Source organism: Porphyromonas uenonis 60-3 (genome assembly GCF_000174775.1).
Taxonomy (GTDB): Bacteria; Bacteroidota; Bacteroidia; order Bacteroidales; family Porphyromonadaceae; genus Porphyromonas; species Porphyromonas uenonis_A.
Genome location: NZ_ACLR01000176.1, coordinates 36006 through 54816 on the forward strand (window position 1 = coordinate 36006; position 18811 = coordinate 54816).

17 protein-coding genes and 1 tRNA gene are annotated in these 18811 nt (G+C 54.0%); 13 read left to right on the forward strand and 5 right to left on the reverse strand.

Features of this window, described 5'->3' with window-relative positions:
- Positions 1-8: 8 nt before the first annotated feature.
- The 4 genes from rpsK (at position 9) to rplQ (ending at position 2940) form a co-directional block, all read left to right on the forward strand.
- Positions 9-395, forward strand: a complete 387-nt coding sequence (rpsK, locus tag PORUE0001_RS06205; RefSeq protein WP_007365587.1) for a 30S ribosomal protein S11 — start codon at positions 9-11, stop codon at positions 393-395.
- Between the two features lie 416 nt (positions 396-811).
- Positions 812-1417: a 30S ribosomal protein S4 gene (rpsD, locus tag PORUE0001_RS06210; protein WP_007365555.1), complete on the forward strand. Its 606-nt coding sequence runs from the start codon at positions 812-814 to the stop codon at positions 1415-1417.
- 12 nt (positions 1418-1429) lie between these two features.
- Positions 1430-2422 (forward strand): DNA-directed RNA polymerase subunit alpha, encoded by a 993-nt coding sequence (locus tag PORUE0001_RS06215; protein WP_039865728.1) that lies wholly within the window; start codon positions 1430-1432, stop codon positions 2420-2422.
- 8 nt (positions 2423-2430) lie between these two features.
- Complete coding sequence (rplQ, locus tag PORUE0001_RS06220; protein ID WP_007365570.1) at positions 2431-2940, forward strand: 50S ribosomal protein L17; 510 nt, start codon at positions 2431-2433, stop codon at positions 2938-2940.
- A 903-nt stretch (positions 2941-3843) separates the two neighbouring features.
- On the opposite strand, the gene dnaX is transcribed toward rplQ, so the two are convergent.
- The 3 genes from dnaX to PORUE0001_RS06235 all read right to left on the reverse strand — a co-directional run bounded on the left by dnaX (position 3844) and on the right by PORUE0001_RS06235 (position 6838).
- Positions 3844-5133, reverse strand: a complete 1290-nt coding sequence (dnaX, locus tag PORUE0001_RS06225; RefSeq protein ID WP_007365585.1) for a DNA polymerase III subunit gamma/tau — start codon at positions 5131-5133, stop codon at positions 3844-3846.
- Entirely contained in the window at positions 5126-6412 is a 1287-nt protein-coding gene (locus tag PORUE0001_RS06230) for an AI-2E family transporter (protein WP_100067379.1), read from the reverse strand. Before PORUE0001_RS06230 ends, dnaX begins: the two co-directional genes overlap by 8 nt.
- Before the next feature lie 351 nt (positions 6413-6763).
- Positions 6764-6838, reverse strand: a tRNA-Pro gene (locus PORUE0001_RS06235).
- Between the two features lie 714 nt (positions 6839-7552).
- Here PORUE0001_RS06235 and recA point away from each other — a divergent pair.
- The 5 genes from recA (at position 7553) to PORUE0001_RS06260 (ending at position 12991) form a co-directional block, all read left to right on the forward strand.
- Positions 7553-8689, forward strand: a complete 1137-nt coding sequence (gene recA / locus PORUE0001_RS06240; RefSeq protein ID WP_039865729.1) for a recombinase RecA — start codon at positions 7553-7555, stop codon at positions 8687-8689.
- A gap of 134 nt (positions 8690-8823) precedes the next feature.
- On the forward strand, positions 8824-9297 hold the full coding sequence (locus tag PORUE0001_RS06245; RefSeq protein ID WP_007365556.1) for a hypothetical protein: 474 nt from the start codon (positions 8824-8826) through the stop codon (positions 9295-9297).
- 6 nt (positions 9298-9303) lie between these two features.
- Positions 9304-10311, forward strand: coding sequence for a GNAT family N-acetyltransferase (locus tag PORUE0001_RS06250; RefSeq protein WP_232501427.1), 1008 nt, complete (start codon positions 9304-9306; stop codon positions 10309-10311).
- 9 nt (positions 10312-10320) lie between these two features.
- Entirely contained in the window at positions 10321-11712 is a 1392-nt protein-coding gene (locus tag PORUE0001_RS06255) for a polysaccharide deacetylase family protein (protein ID WP_007365577.1), read from the forward strand.
- Positions 11713-11725: 13 nt separating this feature from the next.
- Positions 11726-12991: a glycosyltransferase gene (locus PORUE0001_RS06260; RefSeq protein WP_007365579.1), complete on the forward strand. Its 1266-nt coding sequence runs from the start codon at positions 11726-11728 to the stop codon at positions 12989-12991.
- A gap of 100 nt (positions 12992-13091) precedes the next feature.
- Here the strand turns inward: PORUE0001_RS06260 and rbr are convergent, their stop codons facing one another.
- Positions 13092-13673 carry a rubrerythrin gene (rbr, locus tag PORUE0001_RS06265; protein ID WP_039865730.1) on the reverse strand — a complete coding sequence of 194 codons (582 nt, stop codon included), beginning with the start codon at positions 13671-13673 and terminating at the stop codon, positions 13092-13094.
- 162 nt (positions 13674-13835) lie between these two features.
- Between rbr and PORUE0001_RS06270 the strand changes: the two genes are divergently transcribed.
- On the forward strand, positions 13836-15149 hold the full coding sequence (locus PORUE0001_RS06270) for a DUF2130 domain-containing protein (protein WP_007365580.1): 1314 nt from the start codon (positions 13836-13838) through the stop codon (positions 15147-15149).
- Between the two features lie 5 nt (positions 15150-15154).
- Here the strand turns inward: PORUE0001_RS06270 and PORUE0001_RS06275 are convergent, their stop codons facing one another.
- Complete coding sequence (locus PORUE0001_RS06275; protein WP_007365551.1) at positions 15155-15742, reverse strand: phosphoribosylglycinamide formyltransferase; 588 nt, start codon at positions 15740-15742, stop codon at positions 15155-15157.
- Between the two features lie 198 nt (positions 15743-15940).
- Between PORUE0001_RS06275 and PORUE0001_RS06280 the strand changes: the two genes are divergently transcribed.
- The 3 genes from PORUE0001_RS06280 (at position 15941) to rnc (ending at position 18604) form a co-directional block, all read left to right on the forward strand.
- Positions 15941-16180, forward strand: coding sequence for an acyl carrier protein (locus tag PORUE0001_RS06280; RefSeq protein ID WP_004331282.1), 240 nt, complete (start codon positions 15941-15943; stop codon positions 16178-16180).
- Between the two features lie 239 nt (positions 16181-16419).
- Positions 16420-17673 (forward strand): beta-ketoacyl-ACP synthase II, encoded by a 1254-nt coding sequence (gene fabF, locus PORUE0001_RS06285; protein WP_007365550.1) that lies wholly within the window; start codon positions 16420-16422, stop codon positions 17671-17673.
- A 121-nt stretch (positions 17674-17794) separates the two neighbouring features.
- On the forward strand, positions 17795-18604 hold the full coding sequence (rnc, locus tag PORUE0001_RS06290) for a ribonuclease III (protein ID WP_050771564.1): 810 nt from the start codon (positions 17795-17797) through the stop codon (positions 18602-18604).
- Positions 18605-18811 lie beyond the last annotated feature (207 nt).

Below are 18811 nucleotides of genomic sequence, written 5' to 3' on the forward strand. Positions count from 1 at the left end.
ACCACCTTATGGCAAAGAAAACCGTAACAAAAAAGAGAGCAGTCAAGGTCGATGCCCAGGGGCAGGCGCACATACACTCTTCTTTCAATAACATCATCATCACCCTTACCAATAGTGAGGGACAGGTCATCAGCTGGTCATCAGCTGGTAAGATGGGATTCCGTAGCTCTAAGAAAAACACCCCCTATGCTGCTCAGCTCGCAGCTCAAGACTGCGCTAAGACAGCATTTGATCTAGGGCTACGTAAGGTCAAGGCTTATGTCAAGGGCCCCGGCAACGGTCGTGAGTCCGCTATCCGCACCATCCACGGTGCTGGTATCGAGGTGACAGAGATCATCGACGTCACACCACTACCACACAACGGCTGCCGTCCTCCTAAGAGACGTAAGGTCTAGTTGCTACAAGTATAGAGATCACAGCTACCTAGAGAGCAGGCACACCGACCTGGTAGAGATAGAGAGGAGAGACCATATCTGGACTCGATCCCACTTAATCTACAGATAGACTGCACAGTCAGTCCGTGGTGTAGCTTGCGACATGGCAAGCTCTACAGATAGGTCTCAGCTTAGACATAGCCTCAAGATAGTGACTCTGTAAGTCGACAGGCGTAGTGTGAGATTGATGCGGTTGCTCATGTACTTTCCCTCTTATTCTAATCGCATCGCGGCTGCTCTATATGCGCCGTTACTTCTAGACTTACTACTTGAGATATGATTTCAGCCTTGACCACCACACAGCAGAGAGTGGCACATATGTCCTCGAGCATCCTGTAGAGCAGATGTATGGTGTAGCATTAAAATGAAATAGAACAATGGCAAGATATATTGGTCCTAAGTCCAAGATCGCACGAAAGTTTGGTGAGCCCATCTTTGGTGCAGACAAAGTCCTGAGCAAGAAAAACTATCCTCCAGGTCAGCACGGCAACAACCGTCGTCGCAAGCAGAGCGAGTATGCGCTCCAGCTCCGCGAGAAGCAGATGGCTAAGTACACCTACGGGGTCCTAGAGCGTCAGTTCCGCAATCTCTTTGAGAAGGCACAGCGCACCTCAGGCATCACGGGTGAGATACTTCTACAACTCCTCGAGTCTCGTCTAGACAACGTAGTCTTCCGTCTAGGCATTGCTCCCACACGTGCAGCTGCACGTCAGCTCGTCTCTCACCGTCACATCGTTGTCGATGGTGAGGTGGTCAACATCCCCTCCTACACGCTCAAGCCTGGACAGATCGTCGGTGTACGTGAGCGTGACAAGTCTATGGAGGTCATTGCGGACTCTCTCGCTGGATACAATCATAGCAAGTATCCATGGCTAGAGTGGGATGCACGCACCTACAGCGGTAAGTACCTCAACGTACCTACACGTGAGGAGATACCCGAGCCCATCAAGGAGCAGCTCATCGTCGAATTGTATTCTAAGTAACCCTCTCACTCTATGGCAATATTAGCATTTCAACAACCTGACAGTGTCCTCATGCTGGACGCTTCGGATCACTACGCCAAGTTTGAATTTAAGCCTCTAGAGCCAGGCTATGCTATGACTATTGGCAACGCCTTGCGGCGCATCCTCCTCTCATCACTAGAGGGGTATGCAATAGCTTCTATCCGTATCGAAGGTGTAGAGCATGAATTTGCTACTATTCCAGGGGTATTGGAAGATGTAACCCATATCATACTCAACCTCAAGCAGATCAGATTTAGAGCTACTGTAGAGGATCCTCAGGAGGAGACCATTACGCTTCATGTCACGGGTCGTAACTCCTTTAAGGCTGGTGACCTCAATAAGGTCTTGACTAGCTACAAGGTGCAGAACCCTGACCTAGTCATCTGCAATCTTGCTGAGGACGCAGACTTCACGATAGAGATACGCATCAACAAGGGGCGTGGCTACGTCGTCTCCGAGGAGAACCGCCGCGAGGACGATCCCGTCAATACACTCCCTATCGATGGTATCTACACCCCGATTCGCAAGGTCAATCAGACTACCGAGGCATATCGTGTAGATCAGCGCACTGACTACGAGAAGCTCGTCTTAGAGATCGAGACCGATGGCACCATCCACCCACGGGAGGCGCTACGGGAGGCTGCTAAGATCTTGATTTCGCACTTCGCTCTCTTTACGGATAAGGAGTTTGAGGTCGAGCTCCCCGAGGAGGAGCCCGAGCAGCTCTTGGACAATCAGATGATGAAGGTTCGCTCCCAGTTGATGACAGACCTAGCTACGACAGATCTCTCTGTCCGTGCGCTCAACTGTCTCAAGGCTGCGGGCATCTCCACGATTGCCGACCTGCTGAGTAGAGATCGTGAGGAGCTCTTGAAGATCAAGAACTTCGGCAAGAAGTCGCTCGTAGAGCTCGAGCAGTTCTTGACAGATCAGAAGCTAGACTTTGATATGGATCTCTCACCCTATAGATTAGATAACGATTAATCCCTCTTATGAGACACAATAAGAAATTCAACCATCTAGGCCGCACCAAGGCGCATCGTGAGGCTATGCTTGCCAACATGGCTAGCTCGCTCATCATGCACAAGCGGATCAATACGACAGTGGCCAAGGCTAAGGAACTGCGTAAGTTCGTCGAGCCTATTATTACCACGGCAAAAAACGACACCACTCCATCTCGTCGTCTAGCTTTCAGCTACCTGCGTGACAAGGAGGCAGTCAAGGAGCTCTTCGGCACCGTCGCTGACAAGGTCGGCGATCGTCCTGGAGGTTACACACGTATCCTACGTACAGGGCTACGTCTTGGCGACAACGCCTCTATGTGCTTTATCGAGCTTGTAGACTTCAACGACAACATCACCAAGAGCGCCTCTGCACCTAAGAGTGAGGGCAAGAAGCGCACACGTCGTTCACGTCGTGCTAGCGGTGCTACTAAGGCTGCTGCCCAGGAGGCTCCAGCTACAGAGGCACCCGCACAGGCTGAGGAGCCAGCACAGGAGTAGTTCACTAGGAGCATCGACGAGATACAGTCACATAGTTCGCTCCTACGAGGAGAGACTCTGTGTCGCCTGTGAGGGCTGACAAAGCCCCCAGTCACTCGTCCTTGCTTTACAAAACAAATAGGAGAGGGAGTGTCGAGCAATTAGCTCGGCGCTCCCTCTAGTCATGTATGACGGGCATGTCAGACATCTGTGGAGACTGTAGCAAAAGTCAACAGTCTCACAGTCTTGCTTGCAAGATTGTCCTGACTCGGTGTGGGACTCATGCTCCCCAGTCGTTCAGAAAGTATCGACCTCGCCGATAACTAACTAATAGTCCCGTTCTCCTCCGTTACTTGATGCGGAGGCTGATTGCTCCGAAGAAGATGAGCGCAGAGAGTCCCGTCTTCCTCCGTTACTTGACGCGGAGATTGAGCGTTTCCGTTAGGTAGGCGACCTCTTTGTAGTGCTCCTTGTAGTAAGCCGCACGCTCCTGAGCTGTCGAGGCATGTTGCGTCTGCTCCACAGCTGCGACCTCAGTCGTCAGGGTCAGGTGATCGTTGTGTAGCTTCTCCTTGAGATAACGAAGTAGAGAGCGCTGGATCCGCTCGAACGACTCTAGCTGTATGTTGCTTACGAGTGAGAGCTTTAGCTCATGAGGCGGTTGTAGCTCTGGAGTGACCGTGTGAAGTAGTTGGGAGAGATAAGCCTCCTCCGCGAGCTCCTCGTCAGCGTAGGTGAGCCACCACTTGAGTAGTGCCTCGGGCGTGACAGGCTCGTCACGTTGCTCTGAGGCCGTGGTAGCGCTCTCGTCCTCAGCCTTACTAGAAGCTGCTTGTGCGGAGAGCGACTCCTCCGCCTGACGCTTGAGTGCCGATATGCGTAGTGAAGAGGCCTTGGGCGTGTACTGCTTAGGTTGGCTAGTGGCTACCTGAGGACTCTTTTTTTTTCGTCCTGTGTAGGCGTAGCAGCAGAAGGCGTAGGCATAGCTGTCGAAGGCTTAGGCGTAGCCGCAGGAGGTGCCTGATAAGTAGCCTGCGGCGCTTGGACGCTACTCTCTTGTGGCGTTGGAGTTGCTGGCGCTGCCGTTGGGGGAGCGACCGTAGCATTCTTAAAGGCGCCACACATCTCAGAGATCCCCATGAAGGTCAGCTCCACCAGTAGGCGCTTAGCCTGTGACGAACGGTAGTTGCGCTCGCAGGAGACCAACTTAGAGATAGACTTGTAGAGAAAGAGCGGATGGATCTGCTGCGCTAGCGTGGCAAAGCGCTCCGCATGTACGCCCGTATAGGGGAAGAGTTGCATCGTCTCAGGGGTGCGAGCCACCAGCAGATTGCGCATGAAGTCCGCCAAGCCGATGATCAGCTGTCGCATAGCTACTCCCTTACCGAGGAGCTCGTCGAGGAGTAGGAGCGTGCGCTTGTAGTCACCACTGTATAGGTAGGTGGTGAAGTAAAAGTAGTACTCGTCATCTAGTATGTTGAGCGTCTGTAGCGTCTGCTCGTAAGAGATGACCCCGTCCTGCGCTGTGCTAGCCAAGCGGTCAAAGAGTGAGAGCGCATCGCGCATACCGCCATCGGCAATGCGTGCGATCGTGTCAAAAGAGCGAGGATCATACTGCAATCCCTCCGCATCAGCCACACGGCGTAGTTGCTCCGCAATCTGCTCCGGCGGTATCGGCTTGAAGTCGTACACCTGACAGCGTGAGAGGATCGTGGGGAGTACCTTGTCCTTTTCGGTTGTGGCTAGGATAAAGACCACATAGCCAGGGGGCTCCTCAAGGGTTTTGAGAAAAGCGTTGAAAGCGCCCGACGAGAGCATATGCACCTCATCGATGATGTAGACCTTGTACTTGCCCTGCTGTGGACGTATGTAGACATCCTCGTTGAGACGACGTATATCGTCGACCGAGTTGTTGGAGGCGGCATCCAGCTCGTATATGTTGAACGCCCGCTGATGCAGCGCTGCCTGACAGTTAGCGCATACGCCACACGCCTCTCCCTGCGGGGTGAGTTGCTCACAATTGATCGTACGGGCTAGAATACGTGCTGCAGACGTTTTGCCCACACCGCGAGGCCCGCAGAAGAGGTATGCGTGAGCTATCTTGCCCTGCTGGATAGCACTCTTGAGCGTGAGGCAGATAGCCTCCTGCCCGAGCATCTCGTCGAATGTCTGCGGGCGGTACTTACGTGCTGATACTATAAAGTTGTCACTCATCTCCTTCTGGTTTATTTTCGTCCGTATGCGTCTTCTCGTAGCGCTCCTGCTCTGACTTATTTAGGGCTGAGAGTCCGCTGTTCTGTACGATTTGAGAGAGCCGCTCGAGCGACTTCGTCTCTTGATGATCCGTAGAGGCGGACGGCTTAGCCTTTGACCCCGGCACGTAGTCATGACGGTATAGGTTGATAAAAAGCACAATCAGAGAGAGGATCAGTGGCCCGAAGATGACTCCCCAGAAGCCAAAGAGCGATAGTCCGATGAAGACCCCGAAGATGGTGATCAGCGGGTGAATGTTTGCCATCTGCTTCTGTAGTAGTAGTCGAGCCACATTGTCCACACCGCCGATGACGATGAAGCCGTAGGCCCCTAGGAGGATAGCGTTGAGCCAGTCCCCATTGATCCCCATGATGATAGCCATCGGCACCCACACGATCATCGTGCCGAGCACAGGGATGATCGTCGTAAAGGTGGTCAGCACGGCAAAGAGTAGCGCATCCTCCACCCCAAAGATAAGGTAGCCTATATAGGCAAAAACGCCTTGTACGAGCGCTAGGACTGGGATGCCGATAGCGTTGCTCTTGACGATGCTGATCGTCTCGCTGGAGACCGTCCTCTTATTCTTCCCCGTGAAGGGGAGTAGCTCCTCTACAGCAGACTCAAAATGGTCATACCCTCGTAGCATGAAGTAGAGGAGAAAGAGGATGACAAAGGCGTTTAGAAAGAACGAAGACATCCCCTGTAGCAAGCCTTTTACCAAAGAGGTCGAGACGCTCGTCAGCTTCTGCAAGTTTTCTTCGCTCCATAGCTCTATACCAAAGCGATCCTCTACCTGCTGGATCATCTCCTGAGCTTGCGTCGTCAGCACATTGAGCGACTCTGGGTCAAAGGTGGAGAAGAGGTCAATGAGCATCAAGACGATCCCCAGTATAGGTATCAGAAAGAAGAAGATAGCCTCCACAGTCAGTAGCGAAGCAGCCCAGCTGCGCCCCCAGTGCTTGCGCTCCACGAGCCACTTCATCTGGCCTCTCAGCAGAACGTAGATGGTTAGAGCACCCAGCACGCCACTCATATAGGGTAGGGCATGCTTGCCGATGATCAGGAGCAGTACGAGGATGAGCGTGATGAGGGAGGTGCGAGGCGTCCAGAAGGAGACCTTGTATACAGGCTCTCCGAGCTTCGTACGGCTATGGGGCAACTCGTCAGGTGAGACCTGTCTGGAGCTCTTCGTTTCGGACGGTTGGGTGGCTGAGTCGCTAGAGGCTTTGTTACTTGTCATAGAGCAGGGATGCGTTTCTTATGAGAACTATCTTGAGGAATGATGCTGAGACGAATTAGAGACTGTTGCATAAAGGCGAATCGCTGTGTTGCTTTCGGGGTCCGGCTTCGGTCACATACGGAGGTATGCTCCCTTCAGACCTCACCCTCAGCGCCTTGCGCTTCATCCTTTCTGCAAAGTCTGGACAATCTTGCTTGCAAGATTGTGAGACTGTTGACTTTTGCATCAGTCTCGAATTAAGTCTCACCCAAAGGTACGAAAAAAGAAGTTAGAGCTCCTCGCTCTAGGCGCAAAAAAGAGTGACTTACACGACCGTGTAAGTCACTCTTGCAGTAGGTCTAACGACCCTAGTCGGGATGACTGGATTCGAACCAGCGACCTCACGCCCCCCAGACGCGCACTCTAACCGGACTGAGCTACATCCCGTATTTCGTGAGGCAAAGGTACAACTTATTTTTGGACTAGACAAACTGATATAGAGATTAGAGATTAGAGGTTAGAAATTAGAGGTGAGAGTGAGACGTGTAACGGCTGTAGGGACGCACGGTCGTGCGTCCGTTGTCGTTAAAGCCACGTCTCGTGTATTCGTACATCTGGCTACACGTCACGTTTTGACACAACGGACGCACGACCGTGCGTCCCTACAGCCGTTACACGTCTCCGATAGCTCCGATCTCTATTTGTTCTAACTCCTAATCTCTAACCTCTAATTTCTAATCTCTAATCTCTCCCCTCGGTAGGAAATCCGAAATCTCTAGCGAGCAAACGAAAAATCTCCACGGAACCGGGAAATAAAAGTTCGGAAGAATGAAATGAAACTTCGGAAGAAGCAAATCAAAGTTCGGAAGAATTTTTTTATTCCTCCGTGGCGGATTCCCATTTTCTACCGAGGCAATTTCGATTTCCTCGGAGGTGTGCTGTCGGGGTCATCGAAGTGCGTCGGAGTGCCTCGGGGAGTTAGAGGTTAGAAATTAGAGGTTAGACGAGTAGCGTCGTGAGATTTGACAAGGCGCTACTTGTGAGCTGTGGGGTGCGGAGGGGTGAGATGTCCCTTTTTTCACTACCTTTGTATGGGAGGTTATATATGGTTAAGAGCATTGGCTCCCGGACCTCCGATATTCAACTAAGGACTAGGTAAATATGGCAAAGAAAAATGAGAGGACTGTCGTCACTCCTCCTATTACAGATGTCGCAGCGAAAATGAAGGCGCTGGAGACTACCATGGGACGTATACAGAAGCAGTTTGGCAAGGGCGCTATCATGAATATGGCGGATGATGCCGTGGAGGATGTGAGTGTGATCCCCTCAGGGAGCTTGACGCTTGACATAGCTCTCGGTGTCGGGGGCTACCCTCGTGGACGTATCATTGAGATCTTTGGCCCAGAGTCTTCGGGTAAGACGACGCTGGCTATCCACGCTATCGCCGAGGCGCAGAAGCTGGGCGGTATCGCTGCGATCATTGATGCGGAGCACGCTTTTGATCCGACCTATGCACAGGCTCTAGGAGTGGACATTAGCCGCCTGTGGATCTCTCAGCCTGATGATGGTGAGCAGGCGCTAGACATTGCGGAGCAACTGATTCGTTCGTCAGCGGTGGATATTCTTGTAGTGGACTCGGTAGCTGCTCTGACTCCGAAGGCGGAGATAGAGGGCGAGATGGGGGACACGCAGGTGGGTCTACACGCTCGTCTCATGTCTCGTGCTATGCGCAAGATCACGGCTGCTGTGAGTCGCTCTAAGACTTGCTGTATCTTTATCAATCAGCTACGTATGAAGATCGGTAATGGCTACAGCCCTACGGGTCCTAGCGAAGTGACGACGGGTGGTAATGCGCTTAAGTTTTACTCCTCTGTGCGCCTAGACATACGTGCCTACAAGCAGATTAAGAAGGGCGACGATGTGGTCGGCAAGGTGACGAGTGTGCGTGTGGTCAAGAACAAGGTGGCTCCGCCTTTCCGTCGTGCTCAGTTTGACATACTCTTCGGTCAGGGCATCAACCGTGTAGGCGAGATCATCGATGCGGCTACCGACATGGGCATCCTCAAGAAGAGTGGCTCGTGGTTCTCCTATCAAGGCAATAACATAGGTCAAGGCCGTGATGCGGTCAAGGAGCTCTTGGATGACAATCCTGAGCTGGCCGACGAAGTGGCTCAGCAGGTGATGGATCAGCTGGCTCATGAGGGTAAGCTGCATCTCTCGCAAGATGCTGACGAAGGTGAGGAGGGCGAAGCCCCAGATACGACGGATCAGCTGGTCGATGAAGACTTTGATATATAATAGATAGTCTGAGGGCGTAGGGTGCGTAACTCGCTAGTGATCACACCCTAAGCGTCTCTCTAGACTTGTGCTCGCTGGCAAAGGCTGGCGCTAGGCTCTCACAAGTAAACATCAAACTCTAAAGCATAGTTATCATGACAGCTCTACAGATACCCAAAGGATGGCAACGACTTACAGATCGTACAGACGAGGCATATACACCAGAACGCATCTCAGTGCTCCGTGAGGACGAGATCTTTGTCTTCGGGAGCAATCTGCTGGGACACCATATGGGAGGTGCAGCACGTACTGCTCGGCGCGTTTTTAACGCAGAGATGGGTGTCGCCGAGGGCTTGACTGGACAGGCTTACGCTCTGTCGACGCTGGGTGAGGATATGCGACAGGTGGCTCCAGAGGCGCTACGTGCTAGCTTGGGACGCTTGCTACGCTTTGCTCTAGAGCATCCGAAGCTTACCTTCTACCTTACGGAGGTAGGGTGTGGTATCGCTGGGTGGCCTATGGAAACTGTGAGAGACTTACTATGGGAGGCTGTGCGTGAGCTCTCGGAGGAGGCTTATGAGCAACGAGCTGTGCCAGCTAATCTCTTGATCCCAAAACGGTTTAGTTAGTCCGCCGTGACGCTTTCCGTCTCTAGTGAGCAGTACACGCGATGGTGTGCTGAGACACCTTCGCTACCACTCTATGCGCAGCCCTGGTGGCTATGCGCAGCTGCGGGGAGGAAGGATCTGTCGGTGCTCTCTACAGCAGGGACTAAGGAAGGCGCTCCGACACTGGTGTGGCCTCTCTTTATGCCTACGCAACGGCACCTGATCGTGCCTCCTTACTGTCAGTTTGCGGGGCCACTGAGTGATCGTTCGGGAGCAGTGGGGGAGGACCCTTTTGATCGAGATCGATACATTGCTCACCTCGCCGCTATGAAAGCGCTTAGCGAGGCGCTCCCCTCATCACTACATTATATAGAGGCGCACTTACCGCTCGACTATTGGGACTGGCTCCCGTGTGAGACGCCTGCGGGAGCCTGGCGTAGCTCGGTCGCCTATACGCATCTTCTAGACTTGGCGCAAAGGTCACCCCAAGAGCTGTACAATAGTTTGATCCAGCGAAAGGTGCGTCGCGCCACTGCCTTAGGTCTACGAGAACTTTGGGCTGAGGAGACGAATGTGGCAACTTGTGCGGAAATGCTGGTGGAGCTCTGTCGCAAGAGCTTGCAGCGTAGCGGTGGAGACCGTCTCTGCGCCTCCTCGCTGAGGCGCCTGGTGACGGCTGCTGTGGCACATCGGCAGGGTGCCGTCCTGCTTCTGCTCTCACCACAGACGGAGGAGCCTGTGGCTGGAGCTTTTGTGGCATATCATGCTGGCACTGCCTATTACATTGCGGGGGGACAGGATAGGACGCCTGAGGGCGAGGATGCGATGGCTCTGCTACTGGATAGGCTCATCGTATGGAGCCGAGAGGCGGGGTGTCACACCTTTGACTTTGAGGGATCAATGCAGGCAGGCATCGCCTTCTTCTTTCGCAGTTTCGGAGCTGTGCCACACCCTTACCTGCGTCTACAGGCGGGGCGTCAGACGCTGCCCATGCGTCTGCAATTGCGTCGGTACTATCTACGGTATCTCTATTGACTTATCTATATGCGACACTACGAGGCGACAGAATATATCCTCTCCTTCCTACTCGGAGATGCGATCCCGCTCGACATCTCGGGCAAGATCCGCATCTCGCGTCACGCTCAGATGCAGCGCTCTCCCGACTACGTCGCCTACTGCCGGCCTGAGGAGGCGAAGCCGTATCATCGTGTGGTGATCGTGCCGTCGGGCTTCTTTGACTATGAGCAGTACGGGCGTGCCGAGTCAATGCCTACACTACCTCTCGCCGAGTGGCATGGGATGCCGCTACTCTTTGGGGAGCCTCGCGAGGAGAGCTTAGAGACGCCTTATGGCACACGTCTTATTATCTACGCAGACCTCGTGGCGAGTAGCTACTTCCTACTGTCTCGCTACGAAGAAATGTACTATCGCAAGCGGAGGGATCAGCATGGTCGCTTCCCAGGACGGGAGTCGCTGGGCTATCGTGCGGGCTTTCTGGAGCGTCCACTGGTGGATGAGTATGCTGCGGAGCTACGACGACTGATGAGTGAGATAGGTCTGGCGGTACAGCCGATGGAGCCCGGCTTTAGCTCGGTGTCGCTCACACATGATCTAGACCAACCCTACTACAGCTCGGGTGTGCGGGGCTTCCTGCGCCTCCTCCTCAAGGAGCGTCTCTCGCTACGGGCCGCTTATCGCAATACGTTCTCGCGGGCTAGTGAGGATCTCTTCTTTAGCTATGGTCGCTTCCTAGATTGGAATGTGGAGACACAGCGTAAGTGTGCTAGCCCTGTGCGAACGATCTTTTTCATCAAAACTCCTAGTCCGCATCCACTGGACAAACCAAACTACACGCTACGCAATCATAAGATAGCAGCCATCATGCGGTTGGCACGGAGACGCAAGGTAGAGTTTGGTCTCCATCTAAACCTCTACTGCTCGGAGCATCCAGATGCGGTGGAAGCGGCTAAGGAAGAGCTGGAGAAAGAGCTGGGCGAGCCCGTAACCTGCTCTCGTCATCACTACCTAGCAGTGCGTGAGCCTGAGGACTACAATGCACTCCTCGGGGCTGGCATCTATCATGACTACTCCATGAGCTACGCTGATGTGGCGGGCTTTAGGCTGGGGACGTCGCGTCCTGTGCGCTTTATCAATCCTCAGAGCATGGTGGTCACGGACTTGATCCTGCACCCGCTCACGGTGATGGACTACACGCTACATGATGAGAAGTATATGCACCTCGACTATGCAGAGGCTGAGCGGGTGGCTCTGGCAATGATCGATCAGACGTATCGGTATCATGGCGAGGTGACGCTACTCTTTCACAATGAGAACCTGCTGCTAGACGATCCGCACATTTACCACACACGTCTCTACAGAGCTTTGTTGCGACAGATCATCAAGCTCTCGCCTGCGACGGACATCGTTGGGCTATAGTCCTTGCGCTCCTATGCTTCCTCACCGTATCCTGCTACTGACCGACCTGCTCCCCCCACAGTTTGCGCCTCGCATCACGGCACTCCTGCAGCGCCTCCCCCAGCAAGAGTGGCAGGTGGACGTGGTGAGCGAAGAGATCAGAGGGGATCACCAAGGCTCTCACGGCTCTGTGGAGCGCACGAGTAGTTTGCCTGCACACCGTCTAGAGCGTGTGCCATTAGCCCCCAAGAGGGGAAGGTCGCTCTATGCGCTCGCTGATGCGCTCTGGCAGGTGAAGAGCAGGCGCTTCGTACGGCACTTGCGTCAGCATTACGACTTGACACAATACGAACTAATCGTGGGAATGAGCTATCGCACCTTCCCGCTCCCAGCTGTCGCTCGCTTGGCACGGCAAACGGGGTTACCCGCTGTGATGGACTGCCGAGACATCGTCGAGGAGTACACGCCCGAGGGCTTTCTCCCAGCACCGCTACCACGCTGGCTACCTTTACGCCGAAAGCTCTACAGCTGGCTTCGAGCACGCTTCATCAAAGCTCGGACAGAAGCGCTGCGCCAAGCCTCCGCCATCGTGACTGTCTCCGAGTGGCACCGCAATCTGTTGCAAGAGCTCCATCCAGAGCAGCGAGTCCTCTGCATACCGAATGGATATGACGAGGGGCTCTTCGTAGCACAGCCCGAGCGGTCCCCACAGTTACCGCTACGCATCGTCTATACGGGACGTCTCCTATCGCTAGAGATGCGGGACCCGACGTTGCTTCTAGAGGCGCTACAAGAGGAGGCGCTAGACAAGTGGGTCCAGCGTGGAGCTGTTGAGGTGCATTGGTATTGTGACAACGCTTCGCAGCAGCTCCTTGAGCAACTCCTAGAGGCGTACTCTCCTAGTGTACGAGCTGCGCAGCACTTTCACGCGATGGTGCCTTACGCTGAGGTGCCAAAGCTACTGGCTCAGGCCGATATGCTCCTCCTCTTAGGCCGTCGTGAGCAACCTGAGGGACCACACGGGATGGTGACGACCAAGCTCTTTGAGGCGATGGCAATGCGTCGGCCTATCCTGATGGTGGAGAGCGACGAAAGCGTTGTGGCGCAGATCCTCCGAGCGCATGGTGGAGCGCTCGCTGCTACCGATGTAGCGCAGGTCGTAGCGTTTGTCGCTCGTCACTTGGAGCGTCTAGAGCGTGGCGAGGCGCTACCGAGAGAGACCTTTACCGACCACTATCAGCAGTATACACGAGGGGCGATGGCGGAGGCTTTCGTGCAGCTCTTCCGTACGCTCGTCTGAGTGCTTTCTTTTTCTCTAGAGGTACTAAACGAATCAAGCCCAGCAAACGAAGAGTCTGCTGGGCTTGATCTGTATAGGCGGACAGCCTATGCGATACGTATTAGAAGTTTTCTGCCATTGGTTCAAAGAACTCCTGTGGGTGAGCACAAGCGGGACACTTAGCGGGAGCCTTCTTTGCCTTGACCACGAAGCCGCAGTTACGGCACTGCCAGTAGATCTCCTCGTCACGCTCGAAGTACTTGCCAGACTCGACACGCTCTAGGAGCTTGAGGTAGCGCATCTCGTGCTGATGCTCAGCCTTGGCTACGTTGCGATAGACGGCAGCAATTTCTTTAAATCCCTCCTCGTCTGCGATGTCAGCGAACTCAGGATACATCTCCTCAGCCTCGCAGTGCTCACCAGCAGCTGCAGCCTTGAGGTTCTCAGCAGTGGTGCCGATGACACCAGCAGGGAAGGCTGCGGTGATCTCTAGCTCACCACCCTCGAGGAACTTGAAGAAGCGCTTAGCGTGCTCCTTCTCCTGATCAGCAGTCTCTAGGAAGACAGCCTCGATCTGACGATATCCCTCCTTGCGAGCTACTCCGGCGAAGTATGTATAGCGATTTCTAGCTTGAGACTCTCCAGCAAATGACTTGAGGAGGTTCTGTTCGGTACGTGTACCTTTGATTGATTTTGTACTCATATATAGGTATTCTAAAAGGTTAAGCGGTTTTATTACCACCACAAAGATACCTATTTATTGTGAGCTATGCAAATCTTGTGCGCCTCTATCAGAGAGATTTGCGGAAAAGAGTATCTTTGTCTTCACCTGAATCAACCTTTTTAGAGAGACCTGAGATAAGATATGCACGAATTGATTTGTCCGAATTGCAATAAGCCGTTTAGTATTGACGAGCGTGGCTATGCGCAGCTCCTAGAGCAGGTGCGTGGCGAGGCTTTTGACAAGGCGCTCGCTGAGCGGATCGCACTCGTAGAGGAGCGGAGCCGACAGGGGCAGCAGCTCGCCGTGGCGCAGGCTGAGGCGACACTCAAGGAGCGACTGGCACAGCGAGACACCGAGCTGGCGCAGCTCCAGAGCAGACTAGACGCTATGGGAGAGAAGAGCCAAGCGGAGCTACGACTAGCGCTGGCAGACAAGGAGAAAACGATCACGGAGCTCCACGCAGAGCTGGCGCAGCAAGAGAGCTTGCGGGATAACGAACGCCTAAAAGCCCAGGCTGAGAGCCAGAAAGCGCTACAAGCTAAGGAGCAGGAGATCGTCGTGCTACGATCTCAGGCGGAGCTGCAGAGTAAGGAAGCTCAGCTAGAGCTTAGCCGGCTGCAGGAGCAGCACAAGGAGCAGGAGGAGAGACTGAAGGAGCAGGTGAGCTTTACAGAGATCTCAAGGCGCGTCTCGTCCACCAAGATGATAGGCGAGACACTGGAGCAGCACTGCGCTCTAGAGTTTGAGCAGAAGCTGAGGACCTTTTACCCCTACGCTTACTTTGAGAAGGACAATGAGGTGGTCGGTGGCACCAAGGGGGACTTTATCTTTCGTGACTATGCGGGAGAGGGCGAGCCTGAGTACATCTCCATCATGTTTGAGATGAAAAACGAGGCTGACGAGACAGCCTCGAAGCATCGCAACGAGGACTTTCTCAAGAAGCTCGACGAGGATCGTCGCAAGAAAGGGTGCGAGTATGCCGTCCTCGTGTCGCTCCTAGAGCCCGACAGCGAGCTCTACAACGGGGGCATCGTGGACAAGTCGCACCGCTACGAGAAGATGTATGTGATCCGCCCCCAATTCTTCGTACCACTGATCACGCTCCTGGTCTCTGCCTCACGTAAGAGCCTCGATATACGGAAGCAACTCTTCGAGGCGCAGCAACAATCCATCGATATCACACACTTTGAGGAGGATATAGAGGAGTTCAAGGACAAGTTTGGGCGTAACTATCGCCTAGCGAGCGATAAGTTTAAGAAAGCAATCGAAGAGATCGACAACTCGATCAAGCATTTGCAAAAGATCAAGGACAATCTCATCGGCAGCGAAAACAACCTGCGCCTAGCCAACGACAAGGCGGAGGGGCTAACCATTCGCAAGCTCACCTACAAGAATCCGACGATGCAGGCTAAGTTCAAGGCACTCAAAGCACTTGATCAGTCGTCGGAGGAGTAACCCAACTAAGCTAGTGGCGTAAGGTCGGGACGTGTGAGGTAGTCGGCGACGACGATAGGGTAGTAGGTGTGCTCGAGGCGATGGATGCGCTCAGCGAGCGTGTCAACCGTGTCATCGGGGTGGACCGCTAGGCGCACCTCGCAGAGCGTCGAGCCACGATCGTACTCGCCATCGATGAGGTGGATCGTGATGCCACTCACTTTGCAGTGTTCCTCGAGGACACGCTCGTGGACACGGTCGCCATACATTCCCTTGCCCCCATAGTCTGGTAGGAGCCCTGGGTGGATATTGAGGATGCGCCGAGGGAAAGCTCGTAGCAAGCTCTCTGGCACCAAGCCGAGGAAGCCTGCTAGGACGATAGCTGTCACCTGATATTGCTCTCGGAGTTGCTCGGCAAAGGCAACGTTCGCCATCTCTTTGCGCTGGAAGACGAGAGAGCGTACACCCAGTCTCTCAGCACGCTGGAGGACTCCGGCGTGAGGATTGTCAGTTGCTATGAGCGCGACGGAAATGTCATCTATATTTGTGAGGTAGTGGACGAGAGCTTCAGCATTTGTTCCATTGCCCGAGGCGAATATTGCTATGGTTTCCATTTTTCTTCGTACATTTGTTGCACATAAGGGGTGCATGTGTGCAAAATGCGACGGCATTCACACGCTCTGACACCTCTTCTGCACAAAGGTACAGCTAAATCTGCGGATACGATACGCTCCTCGCGTGGGGCGACCAGCAGAGCTACGCTACCGACCCAATATGACTAATCAATTATTCATCAAATAACCTATTAAGCAATGAACGCAGAAGTAGAAAGCAAGGTCAAAGACCTAATAGCAGACAAGCTCAACGTTGAGCTCTCAGAGGTAACTCGTGAGGCAAACTTCACCACCGATCTCGGTGCTGACTCTCTTGACACGGTCGAGTTGATGATGGCCTTCGAGAAGGAGTTTGATATGACCATCCCCGATGAGGAGGCTGAGGGTATCAAGACCGTTGGCGACGCTATCGACTACATCGAGAAGCAGCTAGCTTAATCCATCTAGAGGAGTATACGCAGTAGAGCTCTTCTCATCATACGATACGGAGGTGTCGCCGCATAGTTGCGTGACGCTCTCCTAACTAAAGTACAAAGCCCGAGGGCAAGTCTCAGATCTCCCAGCATGGGTGCTGGGCTTGTCCTCGTGTACTTCTCATCATTCAGTTTACACCGCTAGGATCTGTTGCACACAGCAACAGACACCTCATATACTGACGCTTGACTTTGATATAGCCTATGCAATTTAACAGAGTAGTCGTGACTGGCCTAGGTGCCATCACCCCCATTGGCAATGATGCTCCTACCACTTGGCAAAACCTGCTAGCGGGCAAGAGTGGAGCAGCTCCCATCACACAGTTTGATGCCTCCAAGTTCAAGACCCAGTTTGCCTGTGAGGTCAAGGGCTTCAATCCCGAAGACCACTTTGACCGCAAAGAGGTACGTCGCTATGATCGATACACTCAGCTCGCTCTGGTAGCAACAAAAGAGGCGATCGCAGACTCCGCTGTAGACCTAGAGCATGTTGACAAAAACGAGGTCGGTGTCATCATCAGCGCAGGTATCGGAGGCCTAGAAACCTTCCAAGAGGAGATCCTGCAGTATGATCCTGAGCGAGGACCTCGCTTCAATCCCTTCTTCATCCCGAAGATGATCTCCGACATCGCTGCTGGACTCGTATCTATTGAGTACGGCTTCCACGGTCCCAACTACAGCGTCGCCTCAGCTTGTGCCTCCTCGACGAATGCTATCATCGACGCAGCTATCATGATACGCCTAGGCAAGGCTAAGATGATGGTCGCAGGCGGTAGCGAGGCCGCTGTGACAGTCGCTGGTATCGGTGGCTTTAATGCGATGCACGCCCTCTCTACCCGCAACGACTCTCCCGAGACAGCCTCTCGGCCCTTCAGTGCTAGCCGCGATGGCTTCGTACTAGGCGAGGGTGCCGCTATCCTTATACTAGAGGAGTATGAGCATGCAGTCGCTCGTGGAGCTAAGATCTATGCCGAGTTTGCCGGCTTCGGACTATCAGCCGATGCGTATCACCTGACTGCCAGCCACCCCGAGGGACTAGGCGCCAAGCTCGTGATGACCCGCGCACTAGAGGATGCCGGCATGAAGCCCGAAGATGTAGACTATATCAACGTCCACGGTACCTCAACACCTGTTGGTGACGCTTCAGAGGTCAAAGCTATCCAAAGCGTCTGGGGCGACAAAGCTTACGATCTCAATATCAGCTCCTCCAAGTCTATGACCGGACACCTCCTCGGTGCTACAGGAGCGCTAGAGGCGATGGCTATCGTCAAGTCTATTCAGGAGGATGTCGTCACACCAACCATCAATCATGAGCCTGGTGACGAAGACGATCAGATAGACTACAAGCTCAACTTTACCTTTGACAAGGCGCAAAAGCGTACTGTCAACGTAGCCATGAGCAATACCTTTGGCTTCGGCGGTCACAACGCTTGCGTCATCTTCAAGAAGATCCAGTAAGCGCACCCGCACCGTATCAACTCATGACACTGTATCAGCGATACCCCCTCACGCACGTTGCTTTAGAGCCGACGAGTATGGAGGGGTATCGCTTTTTGGGGTCTTCTAGAGAGCGACGGCTATGAGATTCTTTCGTACCTCTAGGACTAGATCCCTGCTCCGAGAGCTGGGCGAGCGCTGGCAGCACTGGTGGCGTAAGATGCGTGGGGGCACCTCGCAGCGCACACCAGATCTGACCTCGCTCTTTGACCGGATAGGCATCGTGCCCGTCCGCACAGACCTCTACCTCCTAGCGATGCGCCACCGCTCCTGCACCATCATCGGGGAGGGTGGGGAGAAGCTCAATAATGAGCGACTTGAGTTCCTCGGCGATGCCGTCCTCGAAGCCTCCATCTGCACCTACCTTTACCACCTCCACCCCACATGGGACGAAGGTGATCTGAGCAAGTGCAAGAGCTCGCTCGTGAGCCGCCCCGTCAATAACGAGGTAGGCCGTCGCCTGCATCTAGAGCGCTATATCATCATGGTGCCGAGCGCCTTGGACAACTCGGTAGACATCTACGGCAACACCGTCGAGGCGCTCATCGGAGCCATCTACCTCGATCAGGGCTATGCCCGTACGCAAGATTTCGTCCGAGACTACATCCTCCCCACCTACCGAGACATGCGGGAGCATACGGTGGCGAGCATTCAGAACTATAAGAGCGAACTCATCGAGTGGGTTCAGAAGCATCACCTGTCCCACGAGTTTCGTCTTGAAGAGCATCAGACGATGCCTCACGATCACTTCATCTACAGCGTTTGGATCGATGGCAAGCCCGTAGGCCGAGGCGCCGGTAGTAGCAAGAAGCGCGCCCAGCAAGAGGCCGCACGTGACACCCTCGAGCTACTCAAGCAAGCCTACTCAGCCATACAGAGTCGCACTAGCTAGCCCCGCTCCTTACGAGGGTGGGAAAAAAAACAAGCTCCGGCAAATCTTACGAATAGCCCTTTGTAAACGCGCTCAAGACGAGTAACGGTTGTAGGGACGCTCGGTCGAGCGTCCGTCCCCGTTAAAGTGAGACGAGTAACGGTTGTAGGGACGCTCGGTCGAGCGTCCGTTCTCGTTAAAGCGAGACGAGTAACGGTTGTAGGGCCG